The sequence below is a fragment of the Enterobacter cloacae complex sp. P42RS genome (genome assembly GCF_014930595.1).
Classification (GTDB): domain Bacteria; phylum Pseudomonadota; class Gammaproteobacteria; order Enterobacterales; family Enterobacteriaceae; genus Enterobacter; species Enterobacter bugandensis.
Window position 1 is genome coordinate 175125 of record NZ_JADBRK010000002.1, and the last position, 19485, is coordinate 194609.

The 19485-nt window shown below is 55.6% G+C and carries 16 protein-coding genes; 6 read left to right on the top strand and 10 right to left on the bottom strand.

Going from position 1 to position 19485, the window contains the following annotated elements:
* Nucleotides 1-69 precede the first annotated feature (69 nt).
* The 3 genes from ldtD (at nucleotide 70) to IM314_RS04120 (ending at nucleotide 3287) form a co-directional block, all read left to right on the top strand.
* On the top strand, nucleotides 70-1893 hold the full coding sequence (gene ldtD, locus IM314_RS04110) for a L,D-transpeptidase (protein ID WP_193358657.1): 1824 nt from the start codon (nucleotides 70-72) through the stop codon (nucleotides 1891-1893).
* A 174-nt stretch (nucleotides 1894-2067) separates the two neighbouring features.
* Nucleotides 2068-2619: a YcbK family protein gene (locus IM314_RS04115; RefSeq protein WP_028012580.1), complete on the top strand. Its 552-nt coding sequence runs from the start codon at nucleotides 2068-2070 to the stop codon at nucleotides 2617-2619.
* Nucleotides 2620-2639: 20 nt separating this feature from the next.
* Nucleotides 2640-3287 (top strand): MBL fold metallo-hydrolase, encoded by a 648-nt coding sequence (locus IM314_RS04120; protein WP_028012581.1) that lies wholly within the window; start codon nucleotides 2640-2642, stop codon nucleotides 3285-3287.
* A 48-nt stretch (nucleotides 3288-3335) separates the two neighbouring features.
* On the opposite strand, the gene aspC is transcribed toward IM314_RS04120, so the two are convergent.
* From aspC to pncB, 4 genes are all read right to left on the bottom strand, one after another.
* Nucleotides 3336-4526, bottom strand: a complete 1191-nt coding sequence (gene aspC, locus IM314_RS04125; RefSeq protein WP_008499949.1) for an aspartate transaminase — start codon at nucleotides 4524-4526, stop codon at nucleotides 3336-3338.
* A 184-nt stretch (nucleotides 4527-4710) separates the two neighbouring features.
* A complete protein-coding gene (locus IM314_RS04130; protein WP_041910616.1) occupies nucleotides 4711-5817 on the bottom strand; it encodes a porin in 1107 nt (368 codons plus the stop codon).
* A gap of 605 nt (nucleotides 5818-6422) precedes the next feature.
* On the bottom strand, nucleotides 6423-7823 hold the full coding sequence (gene asnS / locus IM314_RS04135) for an asparagine--tRNA ligase (RefSeq protein WP_028012584.1): 1401 nt from the start codon (nucleotides 7821-7823) through the stop codon (nucleotides 6423-6425).
* A 167-nt stretch (nucleotides 7824-7990) separates the two neighbouring features.
* A complete protein-coding gene (pncB, locus tag IM314_RS04140) occupies nucleotides 7991-9193 on the bottom strand; it encodes a nicotinate phosphoribosyltransferase (protein WP_045630030.1) in 1203 nt (400 codons plus the stop codon).
* Nucleotides 9194-9447: 254 nt separating this feature from the next.
* On the opposite strand from pncB, the gene pepN reads away from it, so the two are divergent.
* Nucleotides 9448-12060 (top strand): aminopeptidase N, encoded by a 2613-nt coding sequence (gene pepN, locus IM314_RS04145; RefSeq protein ID WP_188245785.1) that lies wholly within the window; start codon nucleotides 9448-9450, stop codon nucleotides 12058-12060.
* Between the two features lie 88 nt (nucleotides 12061-12148).
* On the opposite strand, the gene ssuB is transcribed toward pepN, so the two are convergent.
* From ssuB to ssuE, 5 genes are read right to left on the bottom strand one after another with little or no spacing between them, the layout of a single operon-like run.
* Nucleotides 12149-12919 carry an aliphatic sulfonates ABC transporter ATP-binding protein gene (ssuB, locus tag IM314_RS04150; RefSeq protein ID WP_045261712.1) on the bottom strand — a complete coding sequence of 257 codons (771 nt, stop codon included), beginning with the start codon at nucleotides 12917-12919 and terminating at the stop codon, nucleotides 12149-12151.
* Nucleotides 12916-13707 (bottom strand): aliphatic sulfonate ABC transporter permease SsuC, encoded by a 792-nt coding sequence (ssuC, locus tag IM314_RS04155; RefSeq protein ID WP_028012588.1) that lies wholly within the window; start codon nucleotides 13705-13707, stop codon nucleotides 12916-12918. Before ssuC ends, ssuB begins: the two co-directional genes overlap by 4 nt.
* A gap of 9 nt (nucleotides 13708-13716) precedes the next feature.
* Nucleotides 13717-14862, bottom strand: a complete 1146-nt coding sequence (ssuD, locus tag IM314_RS04160; RefSeq protein WP_028012589.1) for an FMNH2-dependent alkanesulfonate monooxygenase — start codon at nucleotides 14860-14862, stop codon at nucleotides 13717-13719.
* Entirely contained in the window at nucleotides 14859-15821 is a 963-nt protein-coding gene (locus tag IM314_RS04165; protein WP_045630032.1) for a sulfonate ABC transporter substrate-binding protein, read from the bottom strand. Before IM314_RS04165 ends, ssuD begins: the two co-directional genes overlap by 4 nt.
* The gene (ssuE, locus tag IM314_RS04170; RefSeq protein ID WP_028012591.1) at nucleotides 15814-16389 is read right to left on the bottom strand and encodes an NADPH-dependent FMN reductase; all 576 of its coding nucleotides are present in this window, start codon (nucleotides 16387-16389) and stop codon (nucleotides 15814-15816) included. Before ssuE ends, IM314_RS04165 begins: the two co-directional genes overlap by 8 nt.
* A gap of 249 nt (nucleotides 16390-16638) precedes the next feature.
* On the opposite strand from ssuE, the gene pyrD reads away from it, so the two are divergent.
* On the top strand, nucleotides 16639-17649 hold the full coding sequence (gene pyrD / locus IM314_RS04175) for a quinone-dependent dihydroorotate dehydrogenase (RefSeq protein WP_045261711.1): 1011 nt from the start codon (nucleotides 16639-16641) through the stop codon (nucleotides 17647-17649).
* Nucleotides 17650-17814: 165 nt separating this feature from the next.
* Entirely contained in the window at nucleotides 17815-18357 is a 543-nt protein-coding gene (gene zapC, locus IM314_RS04180) for a cell division protein ZapC (protein WP_045630034.1), read from the top strand.
* On the opposite strand, the gene IM314_RS04185 is transcribed toward zapC, so the two are convergent.
* Nucleotides 18354-19463: a YcbX family protein gene (locus IM314_RS04185; protein WP_047368226.1), complete on the bottom strand. Its 1110-nt coding sequence runs from the start codon at nucleotides 19461-19463 to the stop codon at nucleotides 18354-18356. The two genes, zapC and IM314_RS04185, sit on opposite strands and share 4 nt — an antisense overlap.
* Nucleotides 19464-19485 lie beyond the last annotated feature (22 nt).

Below are 19485 nucleotides of genomic sequence, written 5' to 3' on the forward strand. Positions count from 1 at the left end.
GTTGTCGTCTACCTATAATAAAAGAAAGCCCCACCGTGATGGGCATGTCGTGAAAACAGGGGGCAAGGGATGTTGCTAAAGAAAGAATGTGGTCGTCAACTGTCAGCGCTGAGTTTATGTCTGGCAGTGATGTTTGCTCCACTGTTAACCGCCCAGGCCGACGAGCCTGAAATTGTGCCGACTGACAGCACCGCAACGACAGGCGCGCAGCCGACGTCATTGTCTCAGCCGCTGGAACAGTCTACGGCAACGGCCATCATGGCCGGGATTAAGCCGCTGCCGGAAGGCATCGACGTTGAATCGCTCAGCCAGCAGCTCCAGACAGGCCTGCCTTCAGGCTACACGCCTGCCTATATCAATCAGCTCACGCTGCTATATGCTGCCCGCGATATGAAACCCATGTGGGAAAATCGTGAAGCCGTGCGCGCCTTCCAGCAACAGCTGGCGGAAGTGGCGATTGCGGGATTCCAGCCGCAGTTTACGAAGTGGGTTGAGCTGCTAACCGATCCTGCCGTCACCGGTCAGGCGCGGGACGTGGTCCTTTCCGATGCCATGATGGGTTACCTGCAGTTTGTGGCGGGTATTCCGGTCAATGGCAACCGCTGGCTGTACAGCGATAGGCCCTATAAGCTGGCGACGCCAGCCCTGTCGGTGATTAACCAGTGGCAATTAGCGCTGGATAACGGCGACCTGCCGCACTTCATTACCAGCCTCGCGCCGGCGCATCCACAGTATGCCACGATGCACCAGTCGCTCCTCGCGTTGGTGGGGGACTCGCGTCCATGGCCGCAAATGCGGGGGACCGCAACGCTGCGTCCGGGTCAGTGGAGCAGCGATGTGCCAGCCCTGCGCGAGATCCTTAAACGCTCCGGTATTCTTGATGGCGGGCCGAAGATTGCCCTGCCGGGCGACGATCCGCAAAGCGCGGTGGTCAGCCCGTCAGCGCCCGTAAAAGAGAACAAGGCCACTACCCTGAGCAATAAGCCCGAGGCTTACGATCGCGAGCTGGTCGCCGCGGTTAAACAGTTCCAGGCCGCTCAGGGGCTGGGAGCCGATGGTGTCATTGGACCCTCAACGCGTGACTGGCTTAACGTATCGCCTGCGCAGCGGGCCGGGGTGCTGGCGCTTAATATTCAGCGTTTGCGTTTGCTGCCGGGCACGCTGTCTACCGGCATTATGGTCAATATCCCGGCCTATTCACTGGTTTATTATCAGGACGGTAGCGAGAAGCTGGCCTCGCGCGTGATTGTCGGGCGTCCGGATCGCAAAACGCCGATGATGAGCAGCGCGTTAAATAACGTGGTGGTTAACCCGCCGTGGAACGTGCCGCCGACGCTGGCGCGTAAGGACATTCTGCCTAAGGTCTGGAACGATCCGGGTTATCTGGAACGTCACGGCTATACGGTCATGCGTGGCTGGAACAGTAAAGAGGCGATCGATCCTTACATGGTCGACTGGTCGACGATCACGGCCTCCAACCTGCCGTTCCGCTTCCAGCAGGCTCCCGGAGCCCATAACTCGCTGGGGCGCTACAAATTCAACATGCCAAGTTCAGATGCTATCTATCTGCACGATACGCCGAACCACAATCTGTTCCAGAAAGATACCCGAGCACTGAGTTCAGGCTGCGTGCGGGTGAATAAAGCCTCGGAGTTGGCCAACATGCTGCTGCAGGATGCGGGCTGGAACGATACGCGTATTTCTGACGCCCTGAAGCAGGGTGATACGCGCTACGTGAATATTCGCCACAACATTCCGGTTAATCTTTATTATCTGACAGCGTTTGTGGGTGAAGACGGTCGCACGCAGTACCGTACAGATATTTACAATTATGATCTCACCGCGCGATCCGGCGCACAAATTTTGCCAAAAGCGGAACAATTAATCAGGTAAATGAAGTAGTTCGGGAAAAATGATTGTCGTAAGTTATGGTGAATCGGGGCCAATATCGCTGTAAGCCGCGTATTCACTGGGGTTGGGCGCCTTGACGTACCCTGTTTTGCCAGTTAAGGTGCCCTTCGTGCGCTAAGCATATTACGATTTCTTTGACCTGTAGACCTGATTATCATGGACAAATTTGACGCTAATCGCCGCAAGCTGCTGGCGTTAGGTGGTGTTGCGCTTGGCGCAGCGGCCATCTTACCGACGCCAGCATTTGCCACCCTCTCGACACCTCGTCCGCGCGTTTTAACGCTCAGCAATCTTCACACCGGTGAGTCGCTAAAAGCGGAGTTTTTCGATGGCAGAGGCTATATTCAGGATGAATTAGCAAGACTCAACCATTTTTTCCGTGATTTCCGCGCGAATAAAGTAAAAGCCATCGACCCGGGACTGTTTGATCAGCTTTTCCGCCTTCAGGGCCTGCTGGGCACCAGCAAGCCGGTGCAGCTTATTTCTGGTTATCGCTCAATTGATACCAACAATGAACTGCGCGCCCATAGCCGTGGGGTAGCGAAAAAAAGCTACCACACGAAGGGACAGGCAATGGATTTCCACATTGAAGGCGTTTCGTTAGCCAATATTCGCAAAGCCGCGTTATCTATGCGCGCGGGTGGTGTAGGATATTACCCACGTAGCAACTTTGTGCATATTGATACCGGGCCGGTTCGGCACTGGTAATAACGAAACACAGGAGCAGTATGAACTATCGTATTATTCCGGTTACCGCGTTCTCCCAGAACTGTTCATTAATCTGGTGCGAGCAAACCAAACTGGCCGCGCTTGTCGATCCCGGCGGTGACGCTGAGAAAATCAAGCAGGACGTTGCCGACAGCGGCGTGACGCTGATGCAGATTTTACTGACGCATGGTCACCTCGACCACGTAGGCGCAGCGGCTGAACTGGCTAAACACTACGGTGTGCCGATTATTGGCCCGGAAAAAGAAGATGAGTTCTGGCTGCAGGGGTTACCCGCCCAAAGCCGCATGTTTGGCCTTGATGAGTGTCTGCCATTGACGCCCGATCGCTGGCTGAACGAAGGAGAGCGCGTTAACGTAGGGAATGTGACTTTACAGGTGTTGCATTGTCCTGGGCATACGCCAGGCCATATCGTCTTCTTTGACGACCAGTCCCGTCTGCTGATTTCCGGCGATGTGATTTTCAAAGGGGGCGTAGGACGCAGCGATTTTCCGCGCGGCGATCACGGGCAGCTGATTCAGTCGATCAAACAGAAGTTATTGCCGCTGGGTGATGACGTAACGTTTATCCCTGGTCACGGTCCGATGTCGACGCTGGGCTATGAACGGCTCCATAACCCGTTCCTTCAGGATGAAATGCCTGTCTGGTAACCAGCATAAAAAAAGCCTGCTTAACGCAGGCTTTTTTGTGGGCGCAAATTACAGGACGGCGACAATCGCTTCGCACAGTGGCGCCATGTTGTCAGGGGTCATGCCTGCAACGTTTACGCGGCCAGAGGCTACGGCGTATACGCCAAACTCTTCACGCAGACGCAGAACCTGCTCTTTGGTCAGGCCGCTGAACGAGAACATACCGTTCTGTTTGATGATGAAGCTGAAGTCGCGGTCAGCGCCTTTCTCCGCCAGGGTGTTCACAAACAGCAGGCGCATGCGCTGGATACGCTGACGCATATCGTTCAGCTCTTGTTCCCAAATCGCGCGCAGCGCATCGTTGCTCAGAATGGTCGCAACAACAGACGCACCGTGTGCCGGCGGGTTAGAGTAGTTTGCGCGGATAACGGATTTCATCTGGCTAAACGCGCGATCGACAGTCTCATCGTTAGCCGCAACCAGCGTACAGGCGCCTACACGCTCATTGTACAGACCAAAGTTCTTGGAGTAGGAGCTTGCAACGATCAGCTCCTGATGCACGGCTGCGAACGCGCGCAGGCCTTCAGCATCTTCTTCCAGACCGCGGGCGAAGCCCTGGTAAGCAAAGTCAAACAGCGGCAGCCAGCCTTTCTCAACGGAGAGCTTTGCCAGGTGTTCCCACTGCTCAAGCGTTGGATCGATACCGGTTGGGTTGTGGCAGCAGCCGTGGAACAGCACCACGTCACCCGCCTGCGCTTCGCTCAGGCTTGCCAGCAGGCCGTCAAAGTCCAGAGAGTGATTGGCCGCGTCGTAGTAAGCATATTCACGCACTTCCAGGCCGGCAGAGTTAAAGACGCTCTTATGGTTCGGCCAGCTTGGATTGCTCACCCATACGCGCTTCACAGAGGTGTTTTTCGCAAGGAAATCCGCCGCCACGCGCAGCGCGCCGGTACCGCCAGGGGTCTGCGCCGTGCGCGCACGTTTGTCACTCACAATTGCGCTGCCTTTACCGAACAGCAGCTCCTGGGTGCAGCGACCAAATTCAGGGATACCATCAATACCGAGGTAGTTTTTGGTGGTTTCATTTTCCAGCAGATACTGCTCAGCTTTCTTAACGCTGGTCAGTACCGGAGTTTTGCCGGTTTCATCTTTATATACACCAATACCCAGGTTGATTTTGCCAGGGCGGTCGTCGGCACGAAACAGATCGGCCAGGCCCAGAATAGGGTCGGCAGGAGCGGCGGTAATGTTCTCAAACATGACGAAGTTCCATTGTGATTACAGAAGTGAAATCCGCTATCAGGTTAACGGTAGATTTACAAAATGCCAACCGTTTGCGACGAAAAGCGTGCGGCTTTTCAAAAGTCGCCATTATTTTCTGTCAGGCATAAAAAAACAGGGCCGAAGCCCTGTTCATTATGCATATAACAAAGTGGTGTTCTGATTAGAACTGGTAGGTTACACCCACAGCAGCCATATCGTCGTTGCCGTTCAGACCGCCAACAGCTTTCGCGTAGTCGGTGTCTTTATCCAGCAGGTTGATGTAGTAGTCAGCCCACACGTTGAAGTTTTTGTTGAAGTAGTAAGTGGTACCAACCTGGATGAATTTAGCCAGGTCTGCATCGCCACCGCTGAAGCCGCCGACGGCAGCCAGGTCTTTACCTTTGGTCTGCACGTAGGAGATTGCTGGACGCAGGCCGAAGTCGAACTGGTACTGAGCAACCACTTCGAAGTTCTGAGTTTTGTTAGCAAAACCTGCATCACCGCTAGAACCGGTACGGGTGGTGTTACGGGTTTCTGCATAGGTAGTTGCCAGGTAGAGGTTGTTAGCGTCGTATTTCAGACCCACGCCCCATGCTTCAGCTTTATCACCCTGGCCATCAGCTTTCTGGTTCAGAGTACGGTTAGCGTTGCTGTAAGATGCGATTGCACCGAAGCCTTCGCCGAAGTCGTAACCCAGGGAGTAACCTACGCCGTCACCGTTAGAGGTTTTAACGTCAGCACGGTCATTTTTACCCTGGTACTGTACGCCCAGGCTCAGACCGTCAACCAGACCGAAGAAATCGCTGTTACGGTAGGTCAGCAGGCCGGTGCTGCGGCTGGTCATAAAGTTATCAACGTAGTTACCGCCCCAGGTCATACCGGAGAAGGACGGCGCCATATCGGTGTATGACTCAACGTCGTATACGATACCGTAGTTACGACCGTAGTCGATGCTGCCAGCGTCGCCCGCTTTCAGACCAGCAAAGGCCAGACGGTTTTTGTTAGACTGAGCGGTGTTCTCAGCCTGGTTAGCCATGAAGCGGTATTCCCACTGGCCGTAACCGGTCAGCTGGTCGTTGATCTGAGTTTCGCCTTTGAAACCGATCTGCGCGTAGGTAGCGTCGTTATTGTTAGTGTCATCGCCGGAGGTCACGAAATCGTGCTCGGCGTTAACTTTACCGTAGAAGTCCAGTTTGTTGCCGTTCTTGTTATAGATTTCTGCAGCGTTAGCTGCACCGGCTACCAGCAGGGCAGGGATTACCACTGCCAGAATATTGCGCTTCATCATTATTTATTACCCTCATTGGTTTTTTTATGACACTCGCCACTGCCGTCAATAAATTCTGTCAATAAATATTTCCGGAACTATTGATGAGAGTTTGGTGTCTTTATGTATCTGACAGGCATCTTTCCATTCACCGAAGCGTTTCGCTAGCCTGAAAGTGCTACAATTCTCAAGATTGAGTTACAGAAAGAAAATATGTGTAACTAAATGTGTATTTTTGGGAACTTTGTGAACCATCTCAAATTTCAGAACCCCCTGGCGAATTAAGCATCGGTTTGTTTCCTATATATATGAATTCCTTATGTTTAATTTGGATAAAGGCAATTCCTATAAACGAATGTTAAACGACTCGTTTTTTCTTATGACCCAATAAAGACTTCTGGATGGCTGAAAAATTGGTTGAAATTTGTGCTATTACTTCAGGATGTAGTAATCGCAATAAGAATGAGGTTAATTTTTTGTGGCTGGATATTTCGCGGAAACAAAACGTAACAGGTAGCGGTTGTGACGGGGTAGTGGTTTAAAAACGCTGACTTTACGCTGACAAAAACTGACAGGGCAGAATAAAATAATGGCCAGCAAATGCTGGCCATTGTCTGTTGCGTTGCTTAGAAGCTGGCGTTGCGTGGTGTACGCGGGAACGGAATTACGTCACGCACGTTCTGAACGCCAGTAACGTAGGCGATCAGACGCTCGAAGCCCAGACCGAACCCAGCGTGCGGAACGGTGCCATAACGGCGCAGATCGCGATACCAGCTATAGTCCGCAGGGTTGAGCCCCATCTCTGCCATGCGCGCGTCAAGCACGTCCAGACGCTCTTCACGCTGAGAACCACCAATGATTTCACCGATGCCCGGCGCCAGTACGTCCATCGCTGCCACGGTTTTCCCGTCTTCGTTAAGGCGCATATAGAAGGCCTTAATGTCTTTCGGGTAGTTTTTAACGACAACCGGCGCTTTGAAATGTTTCTCGGCGAGATAGCGTTCGTGCTCAGACGCCAGATCGACGCCCCAGTAAACCGGGTTCTCGAACTTCTCACCGCATTTCTCGAGGATCGCCACCGCATCGGTGTAGTCCACCTGCGCAAAGTCGGCAGAGACGAAACGCTCCAGACGTGCTACAGCATCGCTGTCTACGCGTTCGGCGAAGAACTTCATGTCGTCAGGACGCTCTTCCAGCACCGCTTTGAAGACGTACTTCAGCATCGCTTCTGCGAGACCTGCAACGTCATTCAGATCGGCAAACGCCACTTCCGGCTCCAGCATCCAGAATTCCGCCAGGTGGCGGCTGGTGTTGGAGTTTTCGGCGCGGAAGGTTGGGCCGAAGGTATAGATCTTAGACAGCGCACAGGCGTAGGTTTCGCCGTTGAGCTGGCCGGATACCGTCAGGAAGGCTTCTTTACCAAAGAAGTCTTTGTCGTAGTCGACTTTACCTTCCGGCGTGCGCGGCAGGTTTTCCATGTCCAGCGTCGAGACGCGGAACATTTCGCCTGCGCCTTCCGTATCGGACGCGGTGATCAGCGGGGTAGACACCCAGAAATAACCCTGCTCATCGAAGAAGCGATGCAGCGCCTGGGCCAGCGTATGGCGCACGCGAGCCACCGCACCAATCAGGTTGGTACGCGGACGCAGGTGTGCGACTTCACGCAGGTATTCAATGCTGTGACGTTTTGCCGCCATCGGGTAGGTGTCCGGATCTTCAACCCAGCCAGTCACTTCAATGGCAGAAGCCTGGATCTCGAAACTCTGGCCCTGGCCCGGGGATGCCACAACCACACCGGTGACGATAACGGAACAACCCGTTGTCAGGCGCAGAACGTCATCATTGTAATTGGGCAGAGAATTATTAATGACGGCCTGTACAGGATCAAAGCAGGAACCGTCATAGACGGCAAGGAAGGAGATGCCAGCTTTAGAATCTCGGCGAGTACGCACCCATCCGCGCACGGTGACCTCCTGGTCAACGGCGACACGGCCCTGGAGTACGTCGGCTACAGGCACAACGCTCATAATATTCTCTCTGTTAATAGTCGGAAAAAATAAACACTTGTCCACCCCAAGACGGGGGGATATCTATGTTACCTGCCAACCGCTATCAGACAAGTAAATTTCGCAGTCAAAAGAGAAGAATTGAGAAATAAATAAGGGAAGGGAGCCCTGAAGGCTCCCGTAAGCGCTTAACTGGCTTTTTTGATCTGGGGGAGATCGAACGCTTTGCGCAATGCGCGAACAAACGCTTTGTCATGGCAGATGGTTTTACCCGGGCTGTCAGAGAGCTTAGCCACCGGCTTGCCGTTACATTCCACCAGCTTTATCACAATATTCAGAGGTTTTACCTGAGGAATGTCGCAGGTCAACCGGGTACCGATCCCGAAGCCCAGGTTAATTCTGGCATTGAAATGACGATACAGTTCGACGGCTTTTGCCAGGTCGAGATTATCGGAGAAGACCAGCACCTTGCTCATCGGGTCAATGCCGAGTTTTTGGTAATGAGCAATCGCCTTTTCGCCCCATTCAACCGGATCCCCTGAGTCGTGGCGTAACCCCTGGTAACGCTCAGCGAACTCGGGACCAAAGTCGCGCAGGAAGGCATCCATCGTAATACAGTCGGTCAGGGCGATCCCGAGTTGATTCGGGTACTCTTCAAGCCACGCAGCCAGCGCCGCACGCTGGCTGTTAGCCAGGTCCGGGCTAATTTGCTGATGCGCCTGGAACCACTCGTGCGCCTGGGTGCCCATTGGCGTCAGGTTGAGGCGACGCGCCAAATCGTAGTTGCTGGTACCCACGAACCACGGCTCCTGCTGCAAACGTTCAACGATAGCTTGCTGAACCTCGCGAGAGAAGCGGCGACGGGTGCCGAAATCCATCAGGCGGAAGCGGGACATATCCAGCCCTTCGGTCAGCGTTGAGAATGCCTCAAGTTTGTTCTCCAGCGAGGCGACCGCCTGTTCGACGCCCGTTTCAGGCGAACGGTAGCGGTGAGCCAGCTCGCTGATGACGGCCAGAAGCGGCACTTCCCACATGATCACTTCCCGCCACGGACCTTCAAGACGAATATCCAGCTTGCCGTTCTCGTTGGTCACGGTGACCTGTTCAGGCTTATAGCGGAAGTCGCGCAGCCAGTTCAGATAGTCCGCTTTAAAGAAAGGCAGGCCAGAAAGCCACTGATATTCGTCATCGGTGAGCGCCAGATGCTGCATCGCATCGACCTGTTCACGAATGGAGTCTGCGTAGATACCGAGCAAGTCGTCACCACGGCAGCGGAATTCCGCCGCGACGTGAACGTCATAGTAATGGTGGAAAACGGCTTGCTGCATATGCAGTTTATACGCGTCGGTATCCAGCAACGTATGCAGAACCGGAGAAGCGAATTGAGTCATAGGTGCGCTGTAGCATCCTCTCACGGGAGCGTTTAGTACAATAAACAACTCCGGAGTATACCTTGTTTAGTGATTTATTGAACCCCGATCACAACATAAGCACACTTTATGGTCGAGAGCATTTCGTGCCCCGTGTTATACAAATGTAGCGAAAAAGGTGTTTAAGCCTGAAAAGATGAACATTCTGCATAGCGCGTTTTACGCAACAGGAATATATTGAAACGTTACTCGACAAACGATGCATAAGGTTTTCTATGACACAACAGCCACAAGCCAAATACCGCCACGACTACCGTGCGCCGGAATACCTGATTAGCGATATCGACCTGACTTTTGACCTGGATGCCACAAAAACCGTTGTGACGGCGGTAAGCCAGGTGACGCGCCACAGCGCGACTGCCGTACCGCTGCGTCTGGATGGCGAAGACCTGACGCTGGTCTCCCTGCACATTAACGATGAAGCATGGTCAGATTATAAAGAAGAAGGCAACCAGCTGGTCATCGACAACCTGCCGGAACGCTTTACGCTGCGCATCGTGAATGAAATCAGCCCTGCCGCCAACACGGCGCTGGAAGGGCTCTACCAGTCAGGCGTGGCCCTGTGTACCCAGTGTGAAGCCGAAGGTTTCCGCCACATTACCTGGTACCTGGACCGCCCGGACGTGCTGGCGCGCTTTACCACCAAAATCATTGCCGATAAAACCCTCTATCCGTTCCTGCTCTCCAACGGTAACCGCGTGGGTGAGGGCGAGCTGGAAAATGGCCGTCACTGGGTGCAGTGGCAGGATCCGTTCCCGAAACCGTGCTACCTGTTTGCGCTGGTGGCGGGTGATTTCGACGTGCTGCGCGATACCTTCAAAACCCGCTCTGGCCGCGAAGTGGCGCTGGAGCTGTTCGTTGATCGCGGCAACCTTGACCGCGCGCCGTGGGCGATGACTTCACTCATTAACTCCATGAAATGGGACGAAGAGCGTTTCGGCCTCGAATACGATCTCGACATCTATATGATCGTCGCTGTCGACTTCTTCAACATGGGCGCGATGGAGAATAAAGGCCTTAACATCTTTAACTCCAAGTACGTGCTGGCGCGTACCGATACCGCCACCGATAAAGACTACCTCGATATCGAACGCGTTATCGGCCACGAGTATTTCCATAACTGGACCGGTAACCGCGTCACTTGCCGCGACTGGTTCCAGCTGAGCCTGAAAGAGGGGCTGACCGTCTTCCGCGATCAGGAGTTCAGCTCCGATCTGGGCTCGCGGGCGGTCAACCGCATCAACAACGTGCGCACCATGCGCGGCCTGCAGTTTGCGGAAGATGCCAGCCCAATGGCGCACCCGATCCGTCCGGATAAAGTCATTGAGATGAATAACTTTTACACCCTGACGGTGTACGAGAAGGGCGCTGAAATTATCCGCATGATCCACACCCTGCTGGGTGAAGAGAATTTCCAGAAAGGGATGCAGCTTTACTTCGAACGTCACGACGGCAGCGCGGCTACCTGCGACGACTTTGTGCAGGCGATGGAAGACGCGTCCAACGTTGATCTTTCTCACTTCCGCCGCTGGTACAGCCAGGCCGGGACCCCGATTGTCACCGTTAAGGACGACTACAACCCGGAAACCGAGCAGTACACTCTGACCATCAGCCAGCGCACGCCGCCAACCGCCGAGCAGGAAGAAAAATATCCGCTGCACATTCCGTTCAGCATTGAGCTGTACGACAACGAAGGCAACGTCATCCCGCTGCAGAAGGGCGGCCACCCGGTGCACCACGTGCTGAACGTGACCCAGGCAGAGCAGACCTTTATCTTCGATAACGTCTACTTCCAGCCGGTGCCTGCGCTGCTGTGCGAGTTCTCCGCGCCGGTGAAGCTGGAGTACAAGTGGAGCGACCAGCAGCTGACGTTCCTGATGCGTCACGCCCGCAACGATTTCTCCCGCTGGGACGCGGCGCAGAGCCTGCTGGCAACCTACATCAAGCTTAACGTGAACCGCTACCAGCAGGGCCAGCCGCTGACGCTGCCGGTGCATGTGGCAGACGCGTTCCGCGCCATCCTGCTGGACGAGAAGATTGACCCGGCGCTGGCGGCTGAAATTCTGACGCTGCCGTCCGCGACTGAAATTGCGGAGCTGTTCGACATTATCGACCCGATTGCCATCGTGGCGGTGCGCGAAGCGCTGACCCGCACGCTGGCGACCGAACTGGCGGATGAATTCCTGGCGCTCTACAACGCTAACAAGCTTGACGCGTATCGCGTGGAGCATGCGGATATCGGCAAGCGTAGCCTGCGCAATACCTGCCTGCGCTATCTTGCGTTTGGTGAGGCCGAACTGGCGAACACGCTGGTGAGCAAGCAGTATCACGAAGCGGATAACATGACTGATGCGCTCGCGGCCCTGGCGGCAAGCGTTGCCGCTGAACTGCCGTGCCGCGATGCGCTGATGCAGGAATATGACGACAAGTGGCACCAGGATGGCCTGGTGATGGACAAGTGGTTTATTCTGCAGGCGACCAGCCCGGCGGCTGATGCGCTTAGTAAGGTTCGCAGCCTGCTGAAGCACCGTTCGTTCACCATGAGCAACCCGAACCGCGTTCGCTCGCTGATTGGCGCATTTGCCAGCAGTAATCCGGCCGCGTTCCACGCCGAAGACGGCAGCGGATACCAGTTTATGGTGGAAATGCTGACCGAGCTGAACAGCCGTAACCCGCAGGTTGCATCACGTCTGATTGAGCCGCTGATCCGCCTGAAACGCTATGATGCGCAGCGCCAGGCGAAGATGCGCGCCGCGCTTGAGCAGCTGAAAGGGCTGGAAAATCTGTCTGGCGATCTGTACGAGAAGATTGCTAAGGCGCTGGCCTGATGTAAAAAAGCCCGGTGGCGCTACGCTTACCGGGCCTACGTGGGGGCGCGGGGCATCGGTTTTCTCCCTCTCCCTGTGGGAGAGGGCATCAGGCATTGGCCTTTATCCGCTGAATCTCCGCTTCCCCACGTTTCATCACCCGATCCAGCACTTCGGCTTCCAGCTCCGCCAGTCTCGCCGAGCCCACGCGGCGAGGACGTGGAATATCTACCGTCAGATCCAGACCAATTTTACCTTCTTCTATTAACAGCACCCTGTCTGCCATCGCCACGGCTTCGCTCACGTCATGCGTCACCAGCAGTACCGTAAAGCCGTGCGCCTGCCAGAGGGATTCAATCAGATCCTGCATTTCTATCCGCGTCAGGGCATCAAGAGCGCCGAGCGGCTCATCAAGCAGCAGCAGGCCGGGACGGTGAATCAACGCTCGCGCCAGCGCCACGCGCTGCTTCTGGCCGCCCGACAGCGCCGCAGGCCATTCACCTGCACGGTTTTCCAGCCCGACGGCGGCCAGCGCCTGACGGGCTTCATCCCGCCAGTTGCCTTTGAGCCCCAGCCCGACGTTATCAATCACCGTTTTCCACGGCAGCAGGCGCGCATCCTGAAACATCATGCGCGTATCGTCCTGAATATTGGCCAGCGGCGTGGTTCCTGCCAGAATCTCTCCTCCGTTGGGGGCTTCCAGCCCGGCTAAAAGACGCAGGAGTGTGCTTTTTCCGCCGCCGCTGCGCCCGACTACAGCCACAAACTGGCCGGCGGGAATGTGCAGATCCAGCCCGTTAAGGATAGTGTTTTCGCCGTAGCGTTTGGTTACGCCGTTCAGCAGCAGCGGCGTGCCCTGATTTAGTCGTGCGGTATTCATGCTTTCGCCTCCTGAAGGGTATAGGCCGGATTCCAGCGCAGCCAGCTGCGCTCCAGCCACTGTGCGCTGACGTCGGCGAGTTTGCCGAGCAGTGCATACAGAATGATGGCGACCACCACCACGTCCGTTTGCAGGAATTCGCGGGCGTTCATCGCCAGGTAGCCAATACCGGAGTTGGCTGAGATGGTTTCCGCCACAATCAGCGTCAGCCACATCAGGCCGAGCGCAAAGCGCACCCCGACCATAATGGAGGGCAGGGCGCCCGGCAGAATCACGTGAGCAAAGAGGGAAAAACCGGATAAGCCGTAGCTGCGCGCCATCTCCACCAGACCGCGATCGATATTGCGGATGCCGTGCCAGGTGTTGATGTATATCGGGAACAGCGTGCCCAGCGCCACGAGGAAGATTTTGGCGCTCTCATCGATCCCAAACCACAAAATGACCAGCGGGATCAGCGCCAGATGCGGCACGTTGCGCAGCATCTGGATGGAGGTATCCAGCAGCCTTTCCCCCCAGCGTGAAAGGCCGCTGATCAGACCCAGCACCAGACCGATGCTGCCGCCGATGGAAAACCCAATTACCGCGCGCCAGGAGCTGATCGCCAGATGTTGCCACAGCTCTCCGCTGACGCTCAGCGACCAGAACGCTTCGATAACGCCCTCCGGAGAGGGCAAAATGCGGCTCGACAGCCAGCCGGTGGTCGACGCGAGCTGCCAGAGCGCCACGATGCCGACGGGCAAAAACCACGGGGCGGCGCGCAGCAGCCATTTTTGTGAGGTGGCAGACATGGTCACTCCTTAGCTCTGTGCGGCTTTGCGCGGAATAAACTCGTTTGCCACGGCTTCGCCCTGCAGCTGGAGCCGCTGCGGCTGCGGAATTTCCGGAACGGCGACATCCAGATGCGGGAATAACAGCTCGCCCACCCTGTAGGCCTCTTCCAGGTGCGGATAGCCGGAGAGAATAAAGCTGTCGATGCCCAGGTCAGCGTATTCATTAATACGTGCAGCCACGGTTGGCCCGTCGCCGACCAGCGCCGTGCCCGCGCCGCCGCGTACCAGACCCACGCCCGCCCACAGGTTCGGGCTGATTTCCAGATTCTCGCGCTTGCCGTTGTGCAGAGAGGCCATGCGGTGCTGCCCGACGGAGTCGGTTTTGGCAAACGCAGCCTGCGCCTTCGCAATGGTCTCATCGTCCAGATGGGAGATCAGACGGTCTGCCGCCTGCCAGGCTTCTTCATTGGTTTCGCGCACAATCACGTGCAGGCGAATCCCGAAGCGCACCTTGCGGCCATGGGCGGCGGCTTTGGCGCGGACCTGGGCAATTTTCTCTTTCACCAGCTCGGGCGGCTCGCCCCAGGTCAGATAGAGATCGACCTGCTCGGCGGCCAGATCCTGGGCCACATCCGACGATCCGCCAAAATAGAGCGGAGGGCGCGGCTGCTGCACCGGCGGGAAGTAGAGCTTCGCGTCGCGAACGTGAATATGCTTACCTTCAAAGGTGACGGTTTCGCCTTCCAGCAGGCGTCGCCAGACGCGGGTAAATTCGGCGGAGGCTTCATAGCGCTCGGTATGGTCGAGGAACACGCCGTCACCCGCCAGCTCCTGCGGATCGCTGCCCGTCACCAGGTTAAACAGAGCGCGGCCGTTGGAGAGCCTGTCCAGCGTTGCTGCCTGACGCGCCGCCACGGTGGGTGAAACGACGCTCGGGCGCAATGCAACCAGGAATTTAAGGCGCTGGGTGACCGGGATCATCGACGCGGCCACCAGCCAGGCATCCTCGCACGAGCGTCCGGTCGGGATCAGCACGCCGGTAAAACCGATTCGGTCCGCCGCCTGGGCAATCTGCTGAAGATAGCCATGGTCAACCGGGCGCGAGCCCTCTTCTGTACCAAGATAGTGTCCATCACCGTGGGTGGGTAAAAACCAGAAAAGATTCAGACTCATGATTTAGCTCCTTCTTTGCCAGCGGGCTGCCAGATGCGTTCGCGAATATCGACCTGTTTTGGTACCAGGCGGTTTTGATAGAAGAGGTCAGCAGTCTGTTGCTGAAGCGCGGCGACGTGTGCGTCGACAGGCGCAATGGTGGTGGGCGGACGGTGACTGAGGTAGCTCGCGATCACCGGCTCAGGTAAGCCCATGGTTTTTGCCAGCAGGGTGATGCTCGCCTGACGCTGGCTCTGGGTCAGGGCATCTGCCTGCGTAAAGGTATCCAGTACGCCCTGAATAAACGCGCCGTTTTTTTCGGCGTAAGGGCGTGAGGCGAGGTAGAACGAACCGGTTTGCTTCAGCGTGGTACCGTCTTTCAGCACCCGTACGCCACCCTGCAGTAATGCCGCGGAGTAGTACGGATCCCAGATAGCCCAGGCATCAACGTTCTTCTGCTGGAACGCGGCGCGCGCGTCGGCGGGCGTCAGGTAAACGGGCTGAATGTCGGTGAACTTGAGCCCGGCTTCCTGTAAGGCGCGCAGCAACAGGTTGTGCGAGCTGGAACCTTTCTGGAAAGCGACCTTACGCCCTTTAAGGTCGGAGACGCTTTTAATGTCACTGTTTTCAGGTACCAGGATGACTTCGGCTTTCGGCTTAGCGGGTTCTACACCGACGTATACCAGGTCTGCCCCGGCAGCCTGAGCGAAAATAGGCGGGATGTCGCCCGTACTGCCCAGATCGATACTGCCGACGTTCAGGGCTTCAAGCATCTGCGGCCCTGCCGGGAACTCCACCCATGAGAATTTGGTGTCCGGGAAGCGTTTTTCCAGCAGCTGGTGGCTTTTTGCCAGCACCATACTGACGCTGCCTTTTTGGTAGCCAATCCGTAGACTATCCGGTGCGGTTTCTGCGGCATGTGCCAGCGCGGTAAACGCCATCAGGCCAGCCAGTCCGAGGCGGGTTAAGGTTTTAAACATGTGCGACTCCCTGCGGCGGATTAAAAGAAGGAACCTGGATATCCCGGCGATGTAGCGCGTGCCAGAAAGTTTCCAGCGAGGCATCAAGGCGCGTTTGCAGATTCGGCGTGAAGTGCGGCTTATGCTGGTAGTCAATGACCTGCGAATCATCCGCGAAAACGCCGTGAAGGATCTCCTGCGCCTTCAGGGCGTTCAGCACCGGCTTCAGGGCGTAATCTACCGCCAGTAAATGGGCCACCGTGCCGCCCGTTGCCAGCGGCAAAACCACTTTGCCGTCCAGTGCGCGCTCGGGGAGAAGATCGAGCAGCGTTTTCAGCGCGCCCGAAAAAGAGGCTTTATAAATCGGGGTCGCAACGATGAGGCCGTCCGCTTCCTTGAGCTGCTCAGTGAGGGTTTTCAGCGCGGGGCTGTCGAAGCGGGCATACAGCAAATCTTCAGGTTCGAAGTTATGCAGATTCCAGTGGCACACTTCCACGTCCAGGGCATTGAGCTTGTCGCGGGCATATTCCAGCAGGGCGCTGGAACGCGAAGGGAATCGTGGACTTCCGGCCAGGGTAATGACGCGCATACTTCCTCCTTATAACTAATTGTTTGCTTTTGCCTAACATTCATAACAATTTTCAGGAGTGTGACACCGCGCGGTTATTCCACTAAATGATTTATCCGCAATTAAACTGCGAAAAACTGCATAAGAAAGAGAGTGGGAGGTAAACGATTGCGTTTTACGCCGATTTTTTTGCCGCAGGTCAATTCCCTTTCGTGACGGGATCGCCCATAATCCCCTCCCGGTTTGCACACCGGGAATCCAGGAGAGTTCATGTACTACCCCTTCGTTCGTAAAGCCCTTTTCCAGCTCGACCCCGAGCGCGCTCATGAATTTACATTCCAGCAATTACGTCGCATTACAGGAACGCCTCTGGCGGCCCTGGTGCGTCAAAACGTGCCGGAAAAGCCTGTGCAGTGCATGGGGCTGACCTTTAAAAATCCGCTGGGTCTGGCGGCCGGTCTGGACAAAAATGGCGAGTGCATTGATGCCCTGGGCGCGATGGGCTTTGGCTCCATCGAAATTGGTACCGTCACGCCGCGCCCGCAGCCGGGAAATGACAAGCCGCGCCTGTTCCGCCTGGTCGAAGCCGAAGGGTTAATCAACCGCATGGGCTTTAATAACCTCGGCGTTGATCATCTGGTAGAGAACGTGAAGAAAGCCCATTTTGATGGGGTGTTAGGCATCAATATTGGCAAAAATAAAGATACGCCGGTTGAGCAGGGTAAAGATGACTACCTGATTTGTATGGAAAAAGTCTACGCCTATGCCGGGTATATCGCGGTGAATATTTCCTCACCCAATACCCCGGGGCTGCGCTCCTTACAATATGGCGAAGCGCTGGACGATCTTCTGAGTGCCATTAAAAATAAACAAAATGAACTCCAGGCGATCCACCATAAATATGTTCCGGTCGCGGTGAAGATCGCGCCGGATCTTTCTGTCGAAGAATTGATCCAGGTTGCCGACAGTTTGGTTCGCCATAATATTGACGGGGTGATTGCAACGAATACCACGCTCGATCGTTCGCTCGTTCAGGGAATGAAAAACTGTGACGAAGCGGGTGGGTTAAGTGGCCGTCCGGTACAATTAAAAAGCACCGAAATTATTCGCGCGCTGTCTGCGGAATTAAAAGGCCGTTTACCGATTATTGGCGTCGGCGGTATCGACTCGGTGATTGCTGCGCGCGAGAAGATGGCGGCCGGTGCGTCACTGGTGCAAATCTATTCCGGCTTTATTTTTAAAGGCCCGCCTTTGATTAAAGAAATCGTTACGCATATCTAATCTTTTTTCTTAATCAGACAACCAGGGCTTTATTTCCAGCCCTGGTTGTTTTATATTCCGTCACTGTTGCTTATTTAGACATTATCGTCTTTTATTACTAGTGTTATAAACGAAGCGGCGAACAGGACATTTTTAGTACAGGACGTTTGGGGACGGGAGAGACACATGCGAATTAAACCTGACGATAACTGGCGCTGGTATTTTTGCGACGAGCATGACCGTATGATGCTCGATTTAGCCAATGGCATGTTGTTTCGTTCTCGTTTTGCCCGCCGAATGTTAACCCCGGACGCGTTTTCTCCATCGGGCTTTTGCGTTGACGATGCGGCGCTTTATTTCTCCTTCGAAGAAAAATGCCGCGACCTGATGCTCTCTAAAGAGCAGCGTGCCGAACTGGTATTAAATGCGCTGGTGGCTATCCGTTTCCTGAAACCGCAAATGCCGAAAAGCTGGCATTTCCTGCCTCACGGCATGGACTGGACGCCAGCAACGGGCGATGCGGCCAGCGTTAACCTGAGCGATACCGCCGAAGAGGTGAGTTTGTTAGTGGTTGAGCCGGGCGAAAACGCCGCACTCTGTCTGCTGGCGCAGCCCGGCGTGACGATTGCCGGGCGCGTAATGCAGTTAGGTGATGCGATCAAAGTCATGAATGACAGGCTGAAGCCACAGCTGCGCGTCGATGCCTTCCGCCTCGAACAAGCGGTTTAAGCTTCCAGTTGTACCGACGTTTTCGGTACGCAGCTACAGCACAGGATTGTGCCGTCATTTCCAATTGCAGATTTTTTCAGCGCACTCACTTCTCCCTCCAGCAGCTTGATGCGGCAGCATCCGCAAATTCCCGCGCGGCAGGAATACGGTACGCGAATACCGGCTTGCTCCAGCTGCTCCAGTAAAACCTGTTGATTGTTGCCACGAATAACCTTGCCCTGCCAGTGAATATCCACCCCAGTGGCGACATTCGTCTCAACCTCGACCATTTCTTCTTCCTGGCCTGAGCCGTACACTCGCGCCGGCCCGCGGGCGAGAATTTCAACCTCATCGCCTACGCGGATTGCGCCGCTGGATCGCGGGATCAGGTTCTGGCCGAAATCGACATCGCCGTTGTCCTGCGCGGTACGGAACGATTGCAGCGTTTTCAGCGGCTCGCCGGAAGGATGCTTTTGGCCTTTCTCAGGACTTACCGTGGTGAAAATGCAGCGGCTGCAGGGTTTGACGACATCAAAGATGACGCTGCCAATGCGGATGACTTTCCAGGTGTCTTCATCCCAGGCGTCCGCTCCGGTCACGACCAGATTCGGGCGGAACTGTTCCATCTGTACGCTGGCTTTACAGCGATTCTGTAAATCACGCAGAGACGCTTCGTTGGTGAGCAAGAACGGGAAGCCATCCGCGAAGGAGAGGGGAACGGCGTCGTGGCGCTTTACGCGACGCGTCAGTTCCGGCCCAACCCACCGCAGCTGCACGTCGCGGGAGAAGAAGCCGCTCAGCCAGCGGTTAATTTCATCCGGGGCGATGCGCGCGGTAAAATGGTTGCCCCATACTTCCGTTGGCGCGTCGACAGCCGCAAAATCCGCAAAGCGAATCACCGCGCTGGAACCGTCCGGCGCGGTAAGGTGCAAACCGTCGTGAAGCGGGGAAGGGGTAAAGCGAACCATCTGAGGGAACTGGCGTGCGGTGATAAACGTACCGTCAGGCTCGGTGACCATAAAAATACGATCGAAGGCGAACCCGCTCATGTCTGCCAGCGCGTGAGTGACGCCGATGCCGCGCATGGATTTCACCGGATGAATAAAAAGCCTGGATAACGTCGCCACTGCACACTCCCTCGAATGAAAA